The organism is Nonomuraea sp. NPDC005650, assembly GCF_040605375.1.
GTDB lineage: Bacteria > Actinomycetota > Actinomycetes > Streptosporangiales > Streptosporangiaceae > Nonomuraea.
Genome location: NZ_JBEXCR010000023.1, coordinates 104415 through 120894, shown reverse-complemented (window position 1 = coordinate 120894; position 16480 = coordinate 104415). Strand labels below are relative to the sequence as shown.

14 protein-coding genes are annotated in these 16480 nt (G+C 73.0%); 8 read left to right on the top strand and 6 right to left on the bottom strand.

What is annotated here, in order from left to right; translation table 11 throughout:
- Positions 1 to 17: 17 nt before the first annotated feature.
- On the bottom strand, positions 18 to 998 hold the full coding sequence (locus tag ABZS69_RS35885) for a glycoside hydrolase family 11 protein (RefSeq protein WP_355379842.1): 981 nt from the start codon (positions 996 to 998) through the stop codon (positions 18 to 20).
- A 243-nt stretch (positions 999 to 1241) separates the two neighbouring features.
- Here ABZS69_RS35885 and ABZS69_RS35880 point away from each other — a divergent pair, with 243 nt between their 5' ends.
- The 3 genes from ABZS69_RS35880 to ABZS69_RS35870 all read left to right on the top strand — a co-directional run bounded on the left by ABZS69_RS35880 (position 1242) and on the right by ABZS69_RS35870 (position 6328).
- On the top strand, positions 1242 to 3056 hold the full coding sequence (locus ABZS69_RS35880; RefSeq protein ID WP_355379841.1) for an RNA ligase family protein: 1815 nt from the start codon (positions 1242 to 1244) through the stop codon (positions 3054 to 3056).
- Positions 3056 to 5854, top strand: coding sequence for a poly(A) polymerase (locus tag ABZS69_RS35875; protein ID WP_355379840.1), 2799 nt, complete (start codon positions 3056 to 3058; stop codon positions 5852 to 5854). The genes ABZS69_RS35880 and ABZS69_RS35875 overlap by 1 nt, the downstream gene beginning before the upstream one ends.
- Before the next feature lie 165 nt (positions 5855 to 6019).
- Positions 6020 to 6328: a hypothetical protein gene (locus ABZS69_RS35870; RefSeq protein WP_355379839.1), complete on the top strand. Its 309-nt coding sequence runs from the start codon at positions 6020 to 6022 to the stop codon at positions 6326 to 6328.
- 26 nt (positions 6329 to 6354) lie between these two features.
- Here ABZS69_RS35870 and ABZS69_RS35865 read toward each other — a convergent pair whose 3' ends face one another.
- Positions 6355 to 7173: a helix-turn-helix transcriptional regulator gene (locus tag ABZS69_RS35865; RefSeq protein ID WP_355379838.1), complete on the bottom strand. Its 819-nt coding sequence runs from the start codon at positions 7171 to 7173 to the stop codon at positions 6355 to 6357.
- Between the two features lie 84 nt (positions 7174 to 7257).
- Between ABZS69_RS35865 and ABZS69_RS35860 the strand changes: the two genes are divergently transcribed.
- A complete protein-coding gene (locus ABZS69_RS35860; RefSeq protein WP_355379837.1) occupies positions 7258 to 8100 on the top strand; it encodes an NAD(P)H-binding protein in 843 nt (280 codons plus the stop codon).
- On the opposite strand, the gene ABZS69_RS35855 is transcribed toward ABZS69_RS35860, so the two are convergent.
- Genes ABZS69_RS35855 through ABZS69_RS35845 form a run of 3 tightly spaced genes read right to left on the bottom strand, consistent with a single transcriptional unit; the run spans position 8095 to position 9537 of the window.
- Positions 8095 to 8487 carry a DUF2809 domain-containing protein gene (locus ABZS69_RS35855; protein WP_355379836.1) on the bottom strand — a complete coding sequence of 131 codons (393 nt, stop codon included), beginning with the start codon at positions 8485 to 8487 and terminating at the stop codon, positions 8095 to 8097. The genes ABZS69_RS35860 and ABZS69_RS35855 overlap by 6 nt on opposite strands.
- Before the next feature lie 22 nt (positions 8488 to 8509).
- The gene (locus tag ABZS69_RS35850; protein WP_355379835.1) at positions 8510 to 9145 is read right to left on the bottom strand and encodes a transcriptional regulator; all 636 of its coding nucleotides are present in this window, start codon (positions 9143 to 9145) and stop codon (positions 8510 to 8512) included.
- Positions 9142 to 9537, bottom strand: a complete 396-nt coding sequence (locus ABZS69_RS35845) for a DNA-binding protein (RefSeq protein ID WP_355379834.1) — start codon at positions 9535 to 9537, stop codon at positions 9142 to 9144. Before ABZS69_RS35845 ends, ABZS69_RS35850 begins: the two co-directional genes overlap by 4 nt.
- A gap of 72 nt (positions 9538 to 9609) precedes the next feature.
- Here ABZS69_RS35845 and ABZS69_RS35840 point away from each other — a divergent pair, with 72 nt between their 5' ends.
- Together ABZS69_RS35840 and ABZS69_RS35835 are read left to right on the top strand one after the other, a co-directional pair.
- Positions 9610 to 10842: a PEP/pyruvate-binding domain-containing protein gene (locus ABZS69_RS35840; RefSeq protein ID WP_355379833.1), complete on the top strand. Its 1233-nt coding sequence runs from the start codon at positions 9610 to 9612 to the stop codon at positions 10840 to 10842.
- A 95-nt stretch (positions 10843 to 10937) separates the two neighbouring features.
- A complete protein-coding gene (locus ABZS69_RS35835) occupies positions 10938 to 11531 on the top strand; it encodes a histidine phosphatase family protein (protein ID WP_355379832.1) in 594 nt (197 codons plus the stop codon).
- Positions 11532 to 11535: 4 nt separating this feature from the next.
- Here ABZS69_RS35835 and ABZS69_RS35830 read toward each other — a convergent pair whose 3' ends face one another.
- The gene (locus ABZS69_RS35830) at positions 11536 to 13812 is read right to left on the bottom strand and encodes a hypothetical protein (protein WP_355379831.1); all 2277 of its coding nucleotides are present in this window, start codon (positions 13810 to 13812) and stop codon (positions 11536 to 11538) included.
- 245 nt (positions 13813 to 14057) lie between these two features.
- On the opposite strand from ABZS69_RS35830, the gene ABZS69_RS35825 reads away from it, so the two are divergent.
- Positions 14058 to 15074 carry a LacI family DNA-binding transcriptional regulator gene (locus tag ABZS69_RS35825; protein ID WP_355379830.1) on the top strand — a complete coding sequence of 339 codons (1017 nt, stop codon included), beginning with the start codon at positions 14058 to 14060 and terminating at the stop codon, positions 15072 to 15074.
- A gap of 178 nt (positions 15075 to 15252) precedes the next feature.
- Positions 15253 to 16455: a hypothetical protein gene (locus ABZS69_RS35820; RefSeq protein WP_355379829.1), complete on the top strand. Its 1203-nt coding sequence runs from the start codon at positions 15253 to 15255 to the stop codon at positions 16453 to 16455.
- The last annotated feature ends 25 nt before the right edge of the window (positions 16456 to 16480 follow it).

Here is a 16480-nt window from a genome sequence, read left to right as displayed (position 1 = left end):
ATCAAAAGGGGCGGCGGTCAGCTCGCGGCGCAGGAGACCGTCGGCCAGGTCCAGTTGCCGTTGTGCTGGATCGTCACGCCCCAGCTGTTGCCGTTGCCGTTGGGCTTGGCGGTCAGCACCTGCGTGCTGGGGTAACTGGCGGTGATGTTCCAGGTGGCGATGACCTTCGCGGGAGAGGGCACGTTCATCGTCACGGTCCAGTTGCTCGAACCGCTGACGGCGACGTTGAGGTTGTAGCGGTCGCTCCACTGCTGGCCCGCGGACAACGACGCGGTGCAGCCGCCGCCGGGGTTGCCGCCTCCGCCGCCGGAAGTGCCGTCCACCGTGAGGTTGGAGTTTCCGCTGCTCTGGTATCCCTCGGTGGCGAGGATCATGTAATCGTGGCTGCCCAGGTTCATGCCGAAACGGGCCCACGCGTCGAAATGATTGCCCGCGGTGATGGTGCCGCCCGTTTTCTTCGACTGCCGGACGCTCCAATATTGGTTGAAGGTCCTCGTGCCTTCGATGGAGGGGGCGTTGTAGCGCGTGGTCTGGTAGACGTCGTACGTGCCGCCGTCGCTGGTCACGGTGCCCTTGTACGTCCCCGTGGGCCGGTAGGTGCCCCAGTTGTCGACGACGTAATACTCCACGAGCGGATTTCTCGTCCACCCGTACAGGGCCAGATAAGCGTTGCCTGACGGGTTGAAACTGCCCGAGTAGTTCACGGTCCTGCGTCCGCCGGGATTCCAGCCCTTGCCGGCCACGAAATTGCCGGTGTTGCTCCATGAGGTGCTGTAATTGCCGCCGGATCCCAGGTTCATGGACACCGACCCGGGGCTGTCGGTCCAGAACGAATAGAAGTAGCCGTTGTCGGTGCCGGTCTGGTTGGAGGTTATGGGGGCCGCGTTGGCGATGCCGGGCGGCATCAGCACGGCGGCGACCAGCGCCACGACCAGGGCGCAGGCACGGCCGACGATCGGCCCGGTGCGGCTCTTCGGGTGGGCGGGGGTGCCGTTCATGTGCGTGCTTCCTCCTCGTGGCGGTGCTGAAATTATCGGACTTGTGGCGAAAGTATCGGCACGGCCTCTGGCCCTGTCAATGAGTCAGGTAAGACAGCCAGGGCGTAAACTGGTTATTTATGCTGGTCAGCGGCTCGCTTTGGAGCAGGATGCGCCGGTGAAAGTTTCGTGCCCTGCGGCTAATTCGATGGAGGCGGGTCTCCCGCCACTTGTACAGTGACTCCGGCCGAGAGGGGAGGGATCATGCGCGTGCACTATCCGCGTACCCCTCACCTGCCCTGGTCGCCCGGTGCGACCCCGGACGACGTGCGCGCGGGCGACCTGTCCGGGCTGCGCGGGCGCGAGGTCGTGGTCACCGAGAAGCTCGACGGGGAGAACACCACCCTGTACGCCGACGGCCTGCACGCCAGGTCGCTGGACTCGGCCCACCATCCGTCGCGGGCGTGGGTGAAGGGGCTGCAGGGGCGGATCGGCGGGCGGATCCCGGCGGGGTGGCGCGTGTGCGGGGAGAACATGTACGCCCGGCACTCCATCGCCTACCAGGGGCTGGAGAGCTGGTTCTACGGGTTCTCGGCCTGGGACGGCGATCGGTGCCTCGACTGGGACCGCACGGTCGCCTTCCTGCGCGGGCTCGGGGTTCCGGTACCGCCGGTGCTGTGGCGCGGCGTCTTCGACGAGCGGGCGCTGCGGGGGCTGCGGCTGGATCCTGAGCGGCAGGAAGGCTACGTGGTGCGGGCCGTCGAGGGGTTCGCGCGGGAGGAGTTCGCGGGGCGGGTGGCCAAGTGGGTGCGGCCGCAGCACGTGCGGACGGACACGCACTGGATGCACGCCGCCGTCGTGCCGAACGTTCTGGGCCCGGCCGCGGCGCTGTGGTCGGTACGCTCGGGCGCGGACCCCGACGTGGACGCCCTGCTGAGCGCGGTGGGTCTCCCCGGAGCCGAAGCGGGATGCGTGGCCTCGGAGGCGGCGGCCGGAGCCGAAGCGGGGCGCGTGGCCCCGGAGGCGGTGGCCGGAGGCGAAGCGGGGCGCGTGGTTCCGGAGGCGGTGGCTGAGGTGTCGGCCCGGCTGGACGCGATCGGCCGGTGCGGGGACGCGCGGCTGGCGGGTGTGCTGGCCGTGGCGCTGCACGCCGTGCCGCGGGCCAGGCTGGCCGCCCGGCTGGCGGGCCCCTTGGGCATGGGGCCGGCGCGGCGGGTCGCGGACCTGGTCGGGCTGCACGGTGCGCTGCACCGGCCGTACCCGGACGAGGAGCGGCGGGCCGGGCTGGGGCGCATGGCGCTGGCCGCCGACCTGGGCGTGCTGCACGCCGTGGCGGCGGCCGTGCCGGCCGGGCACGCGGACGACCAGGCACGCGAGCAGGTCGAGTGGTCGGCCCTGCACGCCGAGGACGCCGGGCTGCTCGGGCCGGAGCCGCTGGAGCCCTTACGTGACGGCCTGCGCGAGGCCCTGTCCGGCCTCGGCGCGCAGGCGGCCGAACGGTGCTGGGCGGAGGCCCGCGACTCCTGGGCCAGGGGACGGATCGCCACGGTCGAGGAGGCCGTCGCGGCGACCTGGCGGTGGCGGTCCAGGCCGTTCCCCAGGCTGGTGCAGCTGATCGGGCCGTCGGGCAGCGGCAAGAGCACGTTCGCGGCCGGCCTGCCGGGGGTGGACGCGTACCTGTCGCTGGACGACCTGCGCCAGGCCCGGGGCGCGCGGGCCGACCAGCGGGCCAACCGGGAGGTGCTCGGCGAGGGGCTCGACCGGCTCGACGCCGCGCTGGCCGCCGGCGGCACCGTGGTGTGGGACGCCACCTCGCTCAACCAGCACCAGCGTTCCCTGGTGCACGCCGTGGCGCGCCGCCGCGACGCGCTGACGACGCACGCGGTCGCGCTGGTGGAGGAGGACGAGCTGCACCGGCGCAACGCCCGCCGCGACCATCCGGTGCCCTCGCACGTGCTGGTCGCGCAGGCGCGCCGGTTCGTCCCGCCGTATCCCGGGCAGGCCCATCGCACCTGGTACGTCGGGGCGTCCGGGACCGTCGACGACGTGGACGGCACCTTGGACGGGGCGGAGGCGTGATGCGTACCAGTGAGGAGATCTACCACCGGGTTCGCTGGGACCCGCGGTTCGACCCGTCCAGGTTCGTCCTGGGAGTCGGCCAGCGGGACGCCGCGCCCAAGCGCGTCGCGCTGCCCGCGTTCACCCCGGGGGGCGACATCCCCTGGCACCGGGTGCTGTTCGTGGAGGCGGACGGCGAGCTGGTCTGGGACCGCGCCACGGGTCTGGATCGCGTCGACACCTGCGAGGCCGGCCGGGCGCGCGACCCGCTCCGCCTGCGTCCGCCGTTCTTCACGGCCAGGACCCCGCACGCCTGGGACCCGGCCGGCGGGTGGCGCCCCGCCGCGGGGCACGCGCGCTCCGGGCACCCGGCTGCGCGCGTGCTGACGTGGAACACGCTGTGGGACCGCTACGACAGCGACCTCATCGACACCGCCCGGCGCCGCCCCCTGCTCCTGGCGGCCCTCGAAGCGGCCGACGCCGACGTCATCGCCCTGCAGGAGGTCGAGCCCGCGCTGGTGTCGATGCTGCTGGCCGCGCCCTGGGTACGCGCCGGCTACACCGTCGGCACCGACCCGTACGGCCCGGACGTCGACGACAGCGGCCTGCTGCTGCTCAGCCGGCTGCCCGTACGGGAGGCGGCCCGGCACGAGCTCGGCCCGCACAAGTCGGTGGCCGCCATCGTCGTGGACACCGCCACCGGCCCCCTCGTCGTCGCGGTCACCCACCTGACCAGCGACCATTCCAGCGACGGCGCGGCCAGGCGGCGGGCCGAGCTGGCCAGGATCGCCGAAGGGCTGGCCGGCGTGGACGGCGACGTGGTCCTGCTGGGCGACTTCAACGACGGCACGGACACCCCCGCGTCCGCGCTCGGCCTCCGCGACGCCTGGACAGAGGCGCACGGACCCGACCAGACCCCCACCTTCGACCCGGACGCCAACCCGCTGGCGGCGCTCTCCTCCCGATCCGGCCGGGCCGCGCGCCTGGACCGGATCCTGCTCAGGGGCCGGCCTCGGGTGATCTCGGCGGCCCTGCGCGGCGACACGCCCACCCCCGAGGGGCTGTACGTCTCCGACCACTACGGGGTGGAGGCGGTCCTCGACGCCACCGGTGACGAGCCCGACGGGGTGCTCGACGTGCCGCCGACGGCGCGGACGGCGGTGGCGTGGATCCCGCCACGGGAGCTGTGGCCGCCGATCCAGGCCGTTCGCCGCGCGCACGATCCGCAGATCGACCGCTGGCCGCCGCACGTCAACCTGCTCTTCGGCTTCGTGCCGGAGTCGGAGTTCGAGGCGGCGGCGCCGCTGCTGGCCGCGGCGGCGGCCGAGGTCGAGCCGTTCGCCGCCAGGCTGGAGGGGGTGCGGACGTTCCGGCATCGCGACCACTCGACGGCCTGGCTCGACCCCGCCGCCGGCGGCGACCCGACGCCGTGGGGCCGGCTGCGTCGCGCGCTCGAACGGCGCTTCCCCCGCTGCGAGGGACGCCCCGAAGGCTTCACCCCGCACCTGACGCTCGGCCGTACGGACGACGCGATCCGCCTGGCCGGGATGACGGCGCAGGTCGGGGAGCTGGTGCTGCTGTCGCGCCGCGCGGACGAGCCCATGCGCCCCCGAGCGCGGGTCACGCTGGGCACGGGCGAGATCCGCTGGCTCCCCGAGCTCGTGACCGGCGCGGAGGGCCAGGCGGAGACACGGCTCGACGCAGTGATCAGCACGGAAGGCCAGGCGGAGGGACAGCTCGACGCCGTGGCCGACCGGGTTGCCCGGCGGCTGGAGGAGGTGCTGCGGCCGGGCCTCGTGTGCGTCGCCGGATCCCGGCGCATGGGCTGCGGGCTCCCGGACGCCGACCTGGACCTGGTGGCGGCGCTGCCCGGCGAAACGGACATGACCGAGGTGGCGGCCCTGGTGCGTGCGGCGCTGCCCGACGCGGCCCGGCTGCGCCAGGTGATCGGCGCACGGGTGGCGGGCCTGCGGTTCCGTACGGCCGATCTGGAGGTGGACCTGACCGTGGTCCCCACCGGATCGCTTCCCCCCGAGCAGGCGCCGGCCCGCCGCGCCGAGCTGGGCGAGGCGGCCGCGATCGCCCTGAGCGCGGTCAGCGACGCGGACGCGATCCGGACCGCCGTCGGCGGGCACCACGCCCGTTTCGCCCTGCTCGCCAGGCAGGTGAAGGCGTGGGCGCGGGCCCGCGGCCTGGACTCGGCCCCGTTCGGCGGGCTCCCCGGCCTGGCCTGGGCGGTCATGGCCGCGCACACCGTACGCGGGAGCGGCGACCTCCCCGCCGGCGACCTGCTCGGGCGCTTCTTCAGTACGTGGGCCGCCTGGGACTGGCGAGACCCGATCGCCCTGGATCCCACCCCGCCCCAGCCGGACCCGATCGCGGTGATGACGCCCAGCGCCCCCGTGCGCAACTGCGCCCGCCAGGTCTCCCCCGGCGGTCTCGACCTGCTCACCCAGGAGCTCTACCAGGCCTGGGAGCTCACCGAGAACGGCCGCTCCGCCGAACTCCTCGCACCGCCGCCCCTGCACCGGCGGCACGCGGCGTGGGCGGTGCTGACCGTACCCTCCGAAGAGCTCGGCCGGGTCAGGGGACGGCTGCTGGACCTGCTCGCCGCCCTGGAGGAGGCCGGAATCCGGGACGTGCACGCCTGGCCGCGGCCGTTCGAGACCCGTCCTCGATCGGCCCGGTACGCCATCGGGCTGGGCCGCACTCCCCCGCGGGCCACCCGGCTCGGCGAGATCACCGGCCGATGGGTCAGGGGCCTGCCCGGCGTCACGGTCGAACGGGCCGAGTGCGGCGGCGTGCCGACCTTGAGCTGACGACCGCCACGGTGCGGACACGGAGAAGCCGACCTTGAGCGCCTGGACGCGTCGTCGCCGGCGCGGCCTCCTGTCGTGATCAGCCCAGCGGGCCGCCGGGCGTCGTGGAACGGGATGGAACGCCCATCGGGTGTAGACCCAGCGACCTATTCGCGAGGAGATTCCATGATGTACCTGAAGAGAAAACTGCTGGTCGCGGTGGCTGCGGCGGCGCTGGCCGGTTCCGGCGCCCTCGGTGCCGCGCTGCCCGCCTCCGCGAGTGCCACCGTGCAGGGCGGCGCGCTGTTCGACGGCTTCGGCAAGGGCGTCGACGAGGGCACCGCGCTCGCCGGCGCCGAGGACGCCGCCAGGCAGAACGCGCTCAGCCATGGGTTCACGGCGTGTGACGTGTTCGAGTCGGTGGTTTCGCAGGATGCGCGCTCGCACGTGTTCTTCGCAGTGGTCACGGTTCGCTGCGAAGACGTGGCCGCGTAGGGATGCGCAGGCCCTGAGCGGCGGGCTCAGGAAGAGCCGCTGCCGCTGAGTGACCTCAGGCGCTGGAGGGCGTGGTGTGAGGGGGTGCCCGGGGCCGCGGTGTAGAGGACGATGCGGTGGTCGCCGCCGGGCAGGGGCAGGATGTCGCAGTCGAGTTCCATCTCGCCCAACACGGGGTGCACGGCTCGCTTCGTGACGGTGCGTTGCACCTCGATGTCCTGCGCCGCCCACAGCTCGGCGAAAAGGGGGCTGTCCGCCGCCAGTTCGTCCACGAACCGCCGTACCTCTGGATCGTCCGGGTAGCGGCCGCTGGCCCGCAGGTCGGCGACGGCCTGGCGGGCCAGCGCGGCGTGGTTGCCCAGCAGGGCGGGCGCGCCGCCGAACAGCCAGCGCAGCGTGTTGCGCCGACCGCGCGGTTTGGCCGCCGGGTCGCCGATGAGCGCGACCAGCATCCTGTTCCAGGCGAGCAGGTCCCAGCAGACGTTGACGACCATGGCGGGAACCTCGTCGAGGCGATCCAGCAGGCGCAGCACGTTCTTGGGGATCTCCGGCGCGGGGCCGGCCCGAAGCGGGGTCTGGCCGCCCATCCGCAGCAGATAGTCGTGCTCGTCGCCGGTCAGCCGCAACGTACGGCTCAGCGCGGCGAGCACCTGCGCGGACGGCTGCGGCCCGCGCCCCTGCTCCAGCCGGATGTAGTAGTCGACGGAGATCCCGGCCAGCAGCGCGACCTCCTCGCGCCGCAGGCCCGGTGTCTGGCGCCGGTGTCCGGGCGCCAGCCCCGCCGCCTCCGGCCTGACCCGCTCGCGCCTGCTTCGCAGGAAACTGCCCAGCTCGTCCTTGTTCATCGTCTTCCATCATGGCCTGGTACTACGAGTCCCAGGCCCGGCGGGGCCTACCCGCCGTCCCGGCCGCGCGGCCAGCCTGGTCACATGACGATTCTGGTCACCGGAGCGCGCGGGCACGTCGCGCGCAGCCTCGTACAGCAACTTCTCGCCGTGGGACAGCCCGTCCGCGCGGCCGGCCGGGACCCGGGCGCGGCCCGCCTGCCCGCCGGGGTGGACGCGGTGCTCTGCGACCTCGCCGACCCGGCCACTTTCGACGCCGCGCTCGCCGGCGTCACCAAGGTCTTCCTGTACGCCGAGCCGCGCGGCCTGGGCGGCTTCCTCACCCGGGCCGCGGCCGCCGGGGTGGAGCACGTCGTGCTGCTGTCGGCGCTGCTCGCCGACCCCGACGCGGCCGACGCGATCAGCCGCCTGCACGGGGACGCCGAGCAGGCGGTGACCCGCTCGGGGATCGCCTGGACGTTCCTGCGCCCGGGCGCCTTCGCCACCAACACGCTGCAGTGGGCTCCCTTGATCCGGGCCGAGGGGATGGTGCGGGACCCGTTCCCGGACTCGCGGTCGGCCCCCGTGCACGAGGCGGACATCGCGGCGGTCGCCGTACGCGCCCTGACCGAGCCGGGGCACGAAGGCGCGACGTACACGCTGACCGGGCCGGAGCTGGTCAGCCGCAGACGCCAGGCCGAGCTCATCGGGGAGGCCGTCGGCCGTACGGTCCGCTTCGCCGTCCAGGACGTGGAGGAGCACCGGGCGGAGCTGAGCTCCTGGACGACGCCTCAGGTCGCCGACGTGGTGATCAGGGAGTCCGCCGCCGCCGTCGACCGGCCCATGCCGGCCACGGACACGGTCGAGAAGGTCATCGGCCGGCCCGCCCGCACGTACGGTGAGTGGGCCCGCGACCACGCCGGGGACTTCCGCGACGAACCCTCATGACGCCACCCCGTCATCCCGCCCGCGACAAGCTGCGACGACCGCCCTCGCCCGCCGCAACCAGAGCGTGTGCGCGGCCCAGGCCGCCGCGGCGCCGACCGCGTACCAGAAGAGGTCGGGCGGGTTGAACGTGCTGCCCAGCAGCGGCCGCAGCACGGCCGGGATCTCCCCGAGCTGGGCGAACTCGATCACCCAGCTCGCCCCGGCCGCGACCGACGCCGCCACCCAGGGACGCACCTTGGGGAGGATCAGCGCCACGAGCGTGTAGATCAGCACGGTGTAGAGGGCGTCGCCCGCGTACTTCGGCACGGGGCCGTCGAAGAACGCGCGCACCCCCAATCCGGCCGCGACGGTCAGGACGGCGGCGCAGAGGATGGGCAGGCGGGACATCCGAACACGTTAGCGCCAATGGTCAGGGCTCCGCGTGCCGGTCGATGCCGAGCGTGGCGATGAGGTCTTCGTGGAGCTCGAACCAGACCCGATGGCAGGAGTCGACGTCGGTGCGGTCGACCCAGGAGCCCTCCCCTGCCTGGACCCGCGCCAGGGCCGCGGCGAATCGGGTGTCGTATCCGCGGAACCGGGTGAGGACGCTCCCGAGCCGGTCCGCGAGCGGGGTGAGTGAGCGGTCGATACCGGCGAGCTCGTAGAGGATTCTGGCGTCCCAGGCGGGATCGGAGTGGTCGTTGGCGGCGAGCCGATCGCCGGCGGTGGGCCGGAGCTGCCAGTCGGTGCAGGCCCGTTGCAGGATGGCGTTCAGCGGGAGGAACTCGCGGTAGACGTCGCGGACCTCGTCGCCACCGCCGACGCGGGCGAGTTCGGCCGCGAGCCGGCGCTCGTTCTCGGCCCGGCCCGACTCGGTCAGCGACCAGCCTCCGGTGCCGGCGAAGGCGGCGTACTGCACCCAGCCGCGCGCCTCGGCGTCGTGCAGCGCCTCCTTCGTCTCGGCCGCGTCGAGGCCGTACCGATCGGCGATCACCGGGGTGTCCGCGAACCCGGTGATGCGTACGGCGTGCAGGACCAGCAGGTCGAGCTCGGAGTCCCGTGTCATGAGTCGGCCTCCTGCCGTGCCGTCAGGCGGTTGTAGTGCTGCTGGCACGCCTGCGGGGAGTTGAACCCCATCACCTGCGCCATCTGCGCCCAGGTCAGCCCCGCGCTCCGGGCCATGAACAGCAGGCCCGATTCGAGTCCTTCGACCTCGGCGCGCGCGGCGGGCAGGAGGGCGAGCGCGCTCAGGATGTCCTCCGGGCCCAGGTCGGCGTGGCGATAGACGGCGAACTCCACGAGGTCGACCGCCGACGGTGGGACGGGCGGGGGCCGCCACGGACGCGGGTCGAGCGCGTCAGCGCCTCGGCTCAGAAGGCGCTCGCGCGCCTCCCGCTCACGGTGAGCCTGGGCGTGGTCAGCGTGCGCGGCGTGTGAGATGTCCTGCTTGCGTGACATGGAACTCATGATGCAGAATCAACAAAACGTTGTCAATAAATTGTTGAAAGGCAGGAGCGAGTGATCGTAGCCTTGACGGAGGCTGTCGCCGGCACTTGCGGGGGCAAGGCCGGCGCGCTCGGCGTGTTGCTCCGCGCGGGTCTGCCGGTGCCCGACGGCTTCGTCGTCCCGTTCGCCGCGTACCTCGCCGCCGCCCGCGACCTGGACCTCGGCGGGCCGGACGATCTCGACGCGGCGCGACGGGCGATCGGGGCCCGCCCGGTCGACGCCGCCGTGGTCGGCGCACTGGGACGTGCGCTCGGCGAGCTCGGCGACCCGCCCGTGGCGGTGAGATCATCGGCCGCGAACGAGGACACCGCTCAGGCGTCGGCGGCGGGTCAGCACGAGAGCTTCCTCGGGGTGCGCGGAGCCGGCGAGGTCGCCGATGCCGTACGTGCCTGCTGGGCCTCGCTGTTCTCCCCCCGCGCCATCGGCTACCGGGGCGCCTCCGGCCACCACGATCTCGCGATGGCCGTCATCGTCCAGCGCCATCTGGACGCCGAGGTCTCCGGGGTGATGTTCACACCCGCGGACCCGAAGGAGCCGACCGGCATCGAGGCGTCCTGGGGGCTCGGTCCCAGCGTCGTCGAGGGCAAGGTCACCCCTGACGCCTACCGCGTCGCCGAGGACGGGTCGGTCACCCGCACCATCGCCGACAAACGGACCCGCCTCGACCGTCGTGGCACGCGGCTCGTCGTGCGCGATGTGCCCGCCTCCGCCCGGGAGCAGCCGGCGATCGACGACTCGACCGCCACGCGGCTCGCCAGGCTGGGCGAGGAGATCGCCGCCGTACGCGGCGGACCGCAGGACATCGAGTGGGCGATCGCCGACGGCCGCCTCTGGATCCTGCAGGCCCGGCCGGTCACCGCCGCGCCCCCACCGCCTTCCGGCGCCACGCCCCCACCGCCTTCCGGCACCGCGGGCACCACGGGCACCGCGGCCGGCGCGCTCACCGGGACACCTGGCAGCCATGGGACCGTGACCGGCACCGCGAGGATCGTCCGCGGCCCCGGCGACTTCGGACGCGTGCGCCCGGGCGACATCCTCGTCTGCCCCTTCACCGACCCCGCCTGGACGCCGCTGCTGCGCATCGCCGCCGGCGTCGTCACCGAGATCGGAGGCGTGCTCTGCCACGCCGCGATCGTGGCTCGCGAGCACGGCATCCCCGCCGTCCTCGGCATCCCGGGCGCGACCGGCAGGCTCCGCGACGGCGCCGTCGTCACGATCAACGGCACCGCCGGCACCGTCACGGCGGCGAACGCCTAACCGGCCGGGAGCCGTTGTCCGGTGCCTGTGCCGGAAGACCCCACGCCTTCAGCTCGAAAGGAGACGGGACGCGGGCGCCGCGCCCCTCACCGCTCATGGCAACTCGACACCTCTATCTCGCCCGCCACGGCGCGGCCGACGCGTTCGGGAATCTCACCGACATCGGGCACCGGCAGTCGAGCCTGCTGGGCGAACGGCTCGCCGGCGTACCGGTCGACGCCGTGTGGCACTCTCCGCTGCCGCGCGCCGCCGCGAGCGCGCGCGAACTCGCCCGGCACCTGCCTGACGTGCCCGTGGCCGAGGCCGCCGAGCTCATCGACCACGTGCCCTACGTTCCCGGCGCGGCCGAAACGCCCCCGTCCTGGGCCGGCTTCTTCGACGGCTACGACGCCGCCGAGGCGGCCTCGGGCCACCGGCTCGCCGAGGCGCTGGTCGCCCGGTTCGCGAGGGTCCCCGAGGCCGACACCCATGAGGTCGTGGTGACGCACGCGTACCCGATCGCGTGGCTCGTACGGCACGCGCTGGACGCGCCGCCGTCCCGGTGGCTCGGGCTGAACAGCGCCAACACCGCGCTGACGCTCATCGAGTACCGCGGCGGCCTGCCGCCCACGATCGTGATGTTCAACGACATGAGCCACCTCCCGGCCGACCTGCGCTGGACCGGGTTCCCCGACACCATCAGGCCCTGAGGCGTCAGCGTCGCTTCGGAGGTCTGCGGTAGGTGGTGACCTTGTCGCCCGGTCCCGGGTACGCCATGATCAGCAGCCGCTGGGTGCCGTCCCCGTCGCCCTTCCAGGGAAACCAGGCGAAGTGCACGCGGATGCGGTAGTGCCCTTTGCGGCGGTCGAGTGACAGGTCGGGCAGTTCGGTGCCGCTCAGGCCGTCGATGAAGCTCATCTCGCCGCTCCGGTTGCTGTAGCCGACCTCGACGACGTGGTCCCAGCCCTTGGTCTCGACCGGTGGGCGGCGCGCGTAGGTCTCCAGCGTGACGCAGACGTGGAAATCGGAATGCGTGCTCACACCGACGTGGCCGGGCCCGGCGCTGACCGGGCCGGCGGTCGTGCTCTTGCCCTCGTCCACGAGCTCGTCATACAGCTCCAGGCCCGCCTCGGGCCACTCCGGCTCCTTCAGGCGGATGGCCTTGGCGGGTTTGATGAGGGGCCGGTGGCGCGGGGTGGCGTCGCACTTGCGCCGCTCCTCGGCCGTGAACTCGTCGAATTCTCGTTCGTCGGCCGCCGCCTCCGCCGTGACCTGCGCGTTCGCGGCCGGGCAGATCCCGGCGAGCACCCCGCTCAGGTTGCCGACCTGCACCCCTTCGGTATCCCGCAGGCGGGCCAGCTCGCGCGGGTCGCGACGGGTGTAGGCGGCGCACAGCCGGCGGCCGTGGGCGAGCAGCACCTGGTCGGGCGTGGTGGCGGCGAACGTGAGCGTGCGCTGTTGCCGTACGGCGCAGATGAAGGCGCGCGGGCCGGTCGATGGAGGAGTGCGCACGGGCTCGCCCTCCGTCTCCCAGGGCTCGGGCGGCGAGCAGTCCTCGGCCGTGGTGACCGGGCCGCGTGACTGGTCGGCCGCCGGCAGGAAGCACAGGGTCACGGAGGTGGCCAGCGCCGTCACCAGCATGTGGTGGCGCAGGCGGGCGGCGGGCGGGGCGCCGTACAGCAGAAGCAGGAGGAGGGCGGAGGCGGCGAGCGCGGCGCTGTACCACAGCGGGGAGAGCCCGAAGAGGATCTCGCCCCGCCCGTTCCGGTCGAACAGCCCGTCCGGGTACAGCGCCAGCCGCTGCTCGGTCATCTCGGGGAAGAGCTGCCAGTCCGCCTCGGACGTCGTGGTGAGGACGGTGACGACGCCCGCCGCCGCGGCGAGGGTCAGGGTCAGCATCGTGACCCGCAGCAACCGCCTGGTCCGGCGTACGACGGCGACCAGGACCAGCACGGCCGGGGCGCCGGCCCCGACGAGCAGGTCCGCGGCGACCCAGAGCACCGTGGCCGGGTAGCTGATGTACCCGTGGAAGAAATCGTCGACCGCGCCCCGGGGGCCGATCCACGCGGGCATGCCGTCCGCGAGGTTGACGACCGCGGGGACCAGCGGGAGCGCCACGGCCACGGCGGCGAGGGGCCAGGCCCGCGCGGGCGCGACCCGGGCCGGAGGCGCCGGAGCCGGTAAGGGGGCCGGACCGCCGAGGTCGTGAGCGGAACGGGCCTGCCACACCGTCCCGAAGACGCCCAGGACGCCCAGCGCCATGAGCTGCAGCAGGTCGTAGTCGACGCCCATGCCGCCGAACGAGACGATCGAATGACCACCGGACGACAGCAGCGACAGCGCCGCCGAGGCCGCGCCCATCCGCACGGTGCCCCGGGCCCAGCGGGCGTCCCTGGCCTGACCGGCCAGGAGCGGCACCAGCCACAGCAGGTAGACGGCGTTGCCGAGCTGGTACGGGGAGACGTTCTGCGCCAGGGAGAACTGCCCGAGGCCGTAGGCGATGGTGGCGACCACGTTCGTGGCGACGTTCGCCAGCCCTGCCACGAGCCCGAGCAGCCGCAGCCACCGAGGCAGAGCCCCGGCGAGGACCACGAAGAACAGCCCGACGACCGCGGCGTCGAGCAGCTCACCGGGCAGTTCGGACCACCACTGGTACGGGATCGGCAGCCGCCACAGCAGCGCGCACGCGACGCTGAGGTACAGGGCCACTCGTAACAGCCGGACCGGCCTGTCGTTGACCGCCGCCGCGCCGGCCGGCCGCCCGCGCAGCACCTGCCAGTAGGCCCAGCCCTGCACGACTCCGCCCGCGACGACGAGGAGCTCAACCCACCAGGTGTAGGGCATGAAGTCCGGGTCCCATCCCCCGGTGACGATCTCGCGCAGCAGCGCGGGATCGCCGGTGACCAGCGCGAGCACGCCGGACGCGACGACCACGGCCACGTAGGTGGCGGCGAACAGCGCGGCGATCCTGCCGAAACGGTAGCGGCGCACGGGACATCCTCGGGTACGGGCGGACAGAGAACGGGCGGACAGGTCCAGGCAAAGGCGCCCAACCCTAGCGACAGCCGCGGAAACGATCAACCGGTCGACCGGGATCCCGACCGTCCCGCGCCGTACCCCGCCCACACGACGCCGCCCACACGACGCCGTCCACGGCGCACATTGCGCGCCGCGACGGGCACGGCATAGAGTTTCAGAAAACCTTCAGTAAGCGTTTGCAGAGCTCGGGTGCGGCGATGGCGAGGCAGGGCAGGCGGGGCGCGACCCTCCAGGAGATCGCCCAGGAGACGGGCGTGTCGGTGGCAACGGTGTCCCGGGTGGCCCGCGGCGTGGGGCAGGTCTCCGAGGAAACCCGCCGACGCGTGCTGGCCGCCATCGAGCGTCACGACTTCCGTCCGAGCAGGCTGGGCCGCGGGCTGGCCCAGCGCTCCCACGGCGCGCTGGGGATCGTGTTCCCCGGCCTGTCGGGGCCGTACTACTCCGAGGTGATCGGCGGCTTCGAGGAGGAGGCCGTACGCGCCCAGCTCGCCGTCGTCATCCTCGGCACCCACCTGCTGCGCGAGTCGGGCGAGCTGGTCAGGGAGACCGCGGCGCGGGTGGACGGGCTCGCCGTCATGGGGGGCGTGCTGCCCGACGAGCTGGTGGACCGGCTGCGCGACCGCGGCGACCCGGTGGTCCTGCTGGCCAGCAGGCCGCGCGCGGGCATCCCCACGGTACGGACGGAGAACGTCTCCTCCTTCGACCGTCTGACCAGGCATCTCCTGGTCGACCACGGGTACGGGAAGCTGACGTTCGTGGGCGACCCCGACAGCTCGCCGGACGCCGGCTACCGGTGGCGGGGGTTCACGCAGGCGCACCGACACGTCGGGGCCGGGACGCCGGAGAGCCCCGTCCGGGTGGGGCTGACGCAGTCGGACGGGTTCATCGCGGTCGACCGGCTGCTGGACGCCGGGCCGCCGCCCAGGGCGCTCGTCTGCGCCAATGACGAGACCGCCATCGGGGCCGTGCTCGCCCTCCTCGACAAGGGCCATCGCGTGCCGCAGGACGTGGCCGTCACCGGATTCGACGACATCCCGATGGCGGGGCTGCCGGTCTCCGGGCTGACCACCGTACGCCAGCCGATGCGCGAGCTCGGCCGCGAGACCGGGCGGCTGCTGCTGAGCCGGATCGACGGCAGCGGCCCGGGGGCGGCCGACCTCGTGCTGGAGACGCAACTGGTGATCCGCGGAAGCTGCGGCTGCGGCGCCGTCTGACGCTCCGTCTGACGCTCCGTCTGACGCTCCGTCTGACGCTCCGAACCCCGCCGTACGCCACCTTGACACAACCTCTTGACAGACCCGCCGTCGCTGCTCACTGTTAAGTCGCGCTGAAAACGCTTGCAGCAAAGATGGCGCCGGCCCTCACGGATTGGGCCGGCCGAAGGGAGTCACAGTGAAACGGTCATTATCCGGGCCCGGCCGCTGGACCAGGGGCGTGCTCTTACCTGCGCTGATCGCCGTCGCCATGGCCGCCGGCACGGTCGCGGCCGCCGGCCCCGCGAGCGCGGCGGCCGATCCGAAGGCCGGCGACGCCTGCACGACGGCAGACCTCGGCAAGCGCTACCCCTTCGTCAAGAGTGCGACGACGACACCGACGATCACGCACTTCAAGACGTTCTTCGTCACCGCGGGCACGACGGGCACCCAGACCATCACACTCGAGACGGCCACCACGATCACGGTCGAGGTCGGCACCACGACCCAGATCCTGGCCTCCTTCAACATCGCCACCCTCGGCAGGGTCGAGTCCTTCGTGAACCGGACTGTCAAGAAGATCACCTCCTCCACCGACAGGGAGACCACCACCATCACCTGGAACTTCCTCGCGCCCGGCTACTACGGCCTGTTCAAGGGCACCAGGAAGGTCACCGGCGAGTACGGCAGCCTCAACTGCGCCCGCGTCGACAAGGGCGGCGGCGTGTACGCCACGGAGTGGGTCGAGCGCCCCGGCGGCACCTACACGACGTACTCGGTGATGGAGGAGGGCGCGATCCGCTGCGAGGACGTCGTGCCCGCGAACAGCCTCATGCGGCTCGCCCAGATCCAGCTAGGCTGCGACGGCGCGCCGGCCAAGGCGCGCGAGCAGCAGCGGGCCACGCCTTCAGAGCAGGCGGGCAGGGTGGTCGCGCCGTTCGCCGCGCCGCCGGGGTTCACCTGCGAGCCCGGTTACTACCGGATCGGCACTCCGGACCGGCTGCTCAACTGGTGGAACGAGGACGGCACCGACGAGATCCGCCTGCGCGGCTGGTCGAGCTCGTCGCGCGCCCAATGGAGCCTGTGCCAGGGGCCGGTGAGCAACGGCCTGCCGGAGTACGTCCTCATCACCCGCTACAGCGGCAAGTGCCTGACCCTGCACTCCGCGGAGACCCTCAGCGAGGGCGGCCGGCTCATGGAGGGCGGCTGCCTGACCGTGGACGACCGCCAGCGCTTCTACCTCTACCGGGACGTGCCCGGCTCGAACCTGGTCGGCATCCAGGTCAAGAGCAGCGGCTACATGGCGGGCCAGACGAGGATCGCGGACGCCGAGAGCGTACGGCAGTACAGCATGGGCATGGCCGACGGCACGGGGACCTACCTCCTCGAGAAGATCGCCTGACGTGATGCCCCGGGCCCCGGCGACC

Excerpts from the sequence above, each read along its gene's own strand:
- ABZS69_RS35875 (WP_355379840.1), top strand. The coding sequence starts at position 3,056 with ATGCGTACCAGTGAGGAGATCTACCACCGGGTTCGCTGGGACCCGCGG.
- ABZS69_RS35885 (WP_355379842.1), bottom strand. The coding sequence starts at position 998 with ATGAACGGCACCCCCGCCCACCCGAAGAGCCGCACCGGGCCGATCGTC.
- ABZS69_RS35825 (WP_355379830.1), top strand. The coding sequence starts at position 14,058 with ATGGCGAGGCAGGGCAGGCGGGGCGCGACCCTCCAGGAGATCGCCCAG.
- ABZS69_RS35835 (WP_355379832.1), top strand. The coding sequence starts at position 10,938 with ATGGCAACTCGACACCTCTATCTCGCCCGCCACGGCGCGGCCGACGCG.
- ABZS69_RS35860 (WP_355379837.1), top strand. The coding sequence starts at position 7,258 with ATGACGATTCTGGTCACCGGAGCGCGCGGGCACGTCGCGCGCAGCCTC.
- ABZS69_RS35855 (WP_355379836.1), bottom strand. The coding sequence starts at position 8,487 with ATGTCCCGCCTGCCCATCCTCTGCGCCGCCGTCCTGACCGTCGCGGCC.
- ABZS69_RS35865 (WP_355379838.1), bottom strand. The coding sequence starts at position 7,173 with ATGAACAAGGACGAGCTGGGCAGTTTCCTGCGAAGCAGGCGCGAGCGG.
- ABZS69_RS35870 (WP_355379839.1), top strand. The coding sequence starts at position 6,020 with ATGATGTACCTGAAGAGAAAACTGCTGGTCGCGGTGGCTGCGGCGGCG.
- ABZS69_RS35850 (WP_355379835.1), bottom strand. The coding sequence starts at position 9,145 with ATGACACGGGACTCCGAGCTCGACCTGCTGGTCCTGCACGCCGTACGC.
- ABZS69_RS35880 (WP_355379841.1), top strand. The coding sequence starts at position 1,242 with ATGCGCGTGCACTATCCGCGTACCCCTCACCTGCCCTGGTCGCCCGGT.
- ABZS69_RS35845 (WP_355379834.1), bottom strand. The coding sequence starts at position 9,537 with ATGTCACGCAAGCAGGACATCTCACACGCCGCGCACGCTGACCACGCC.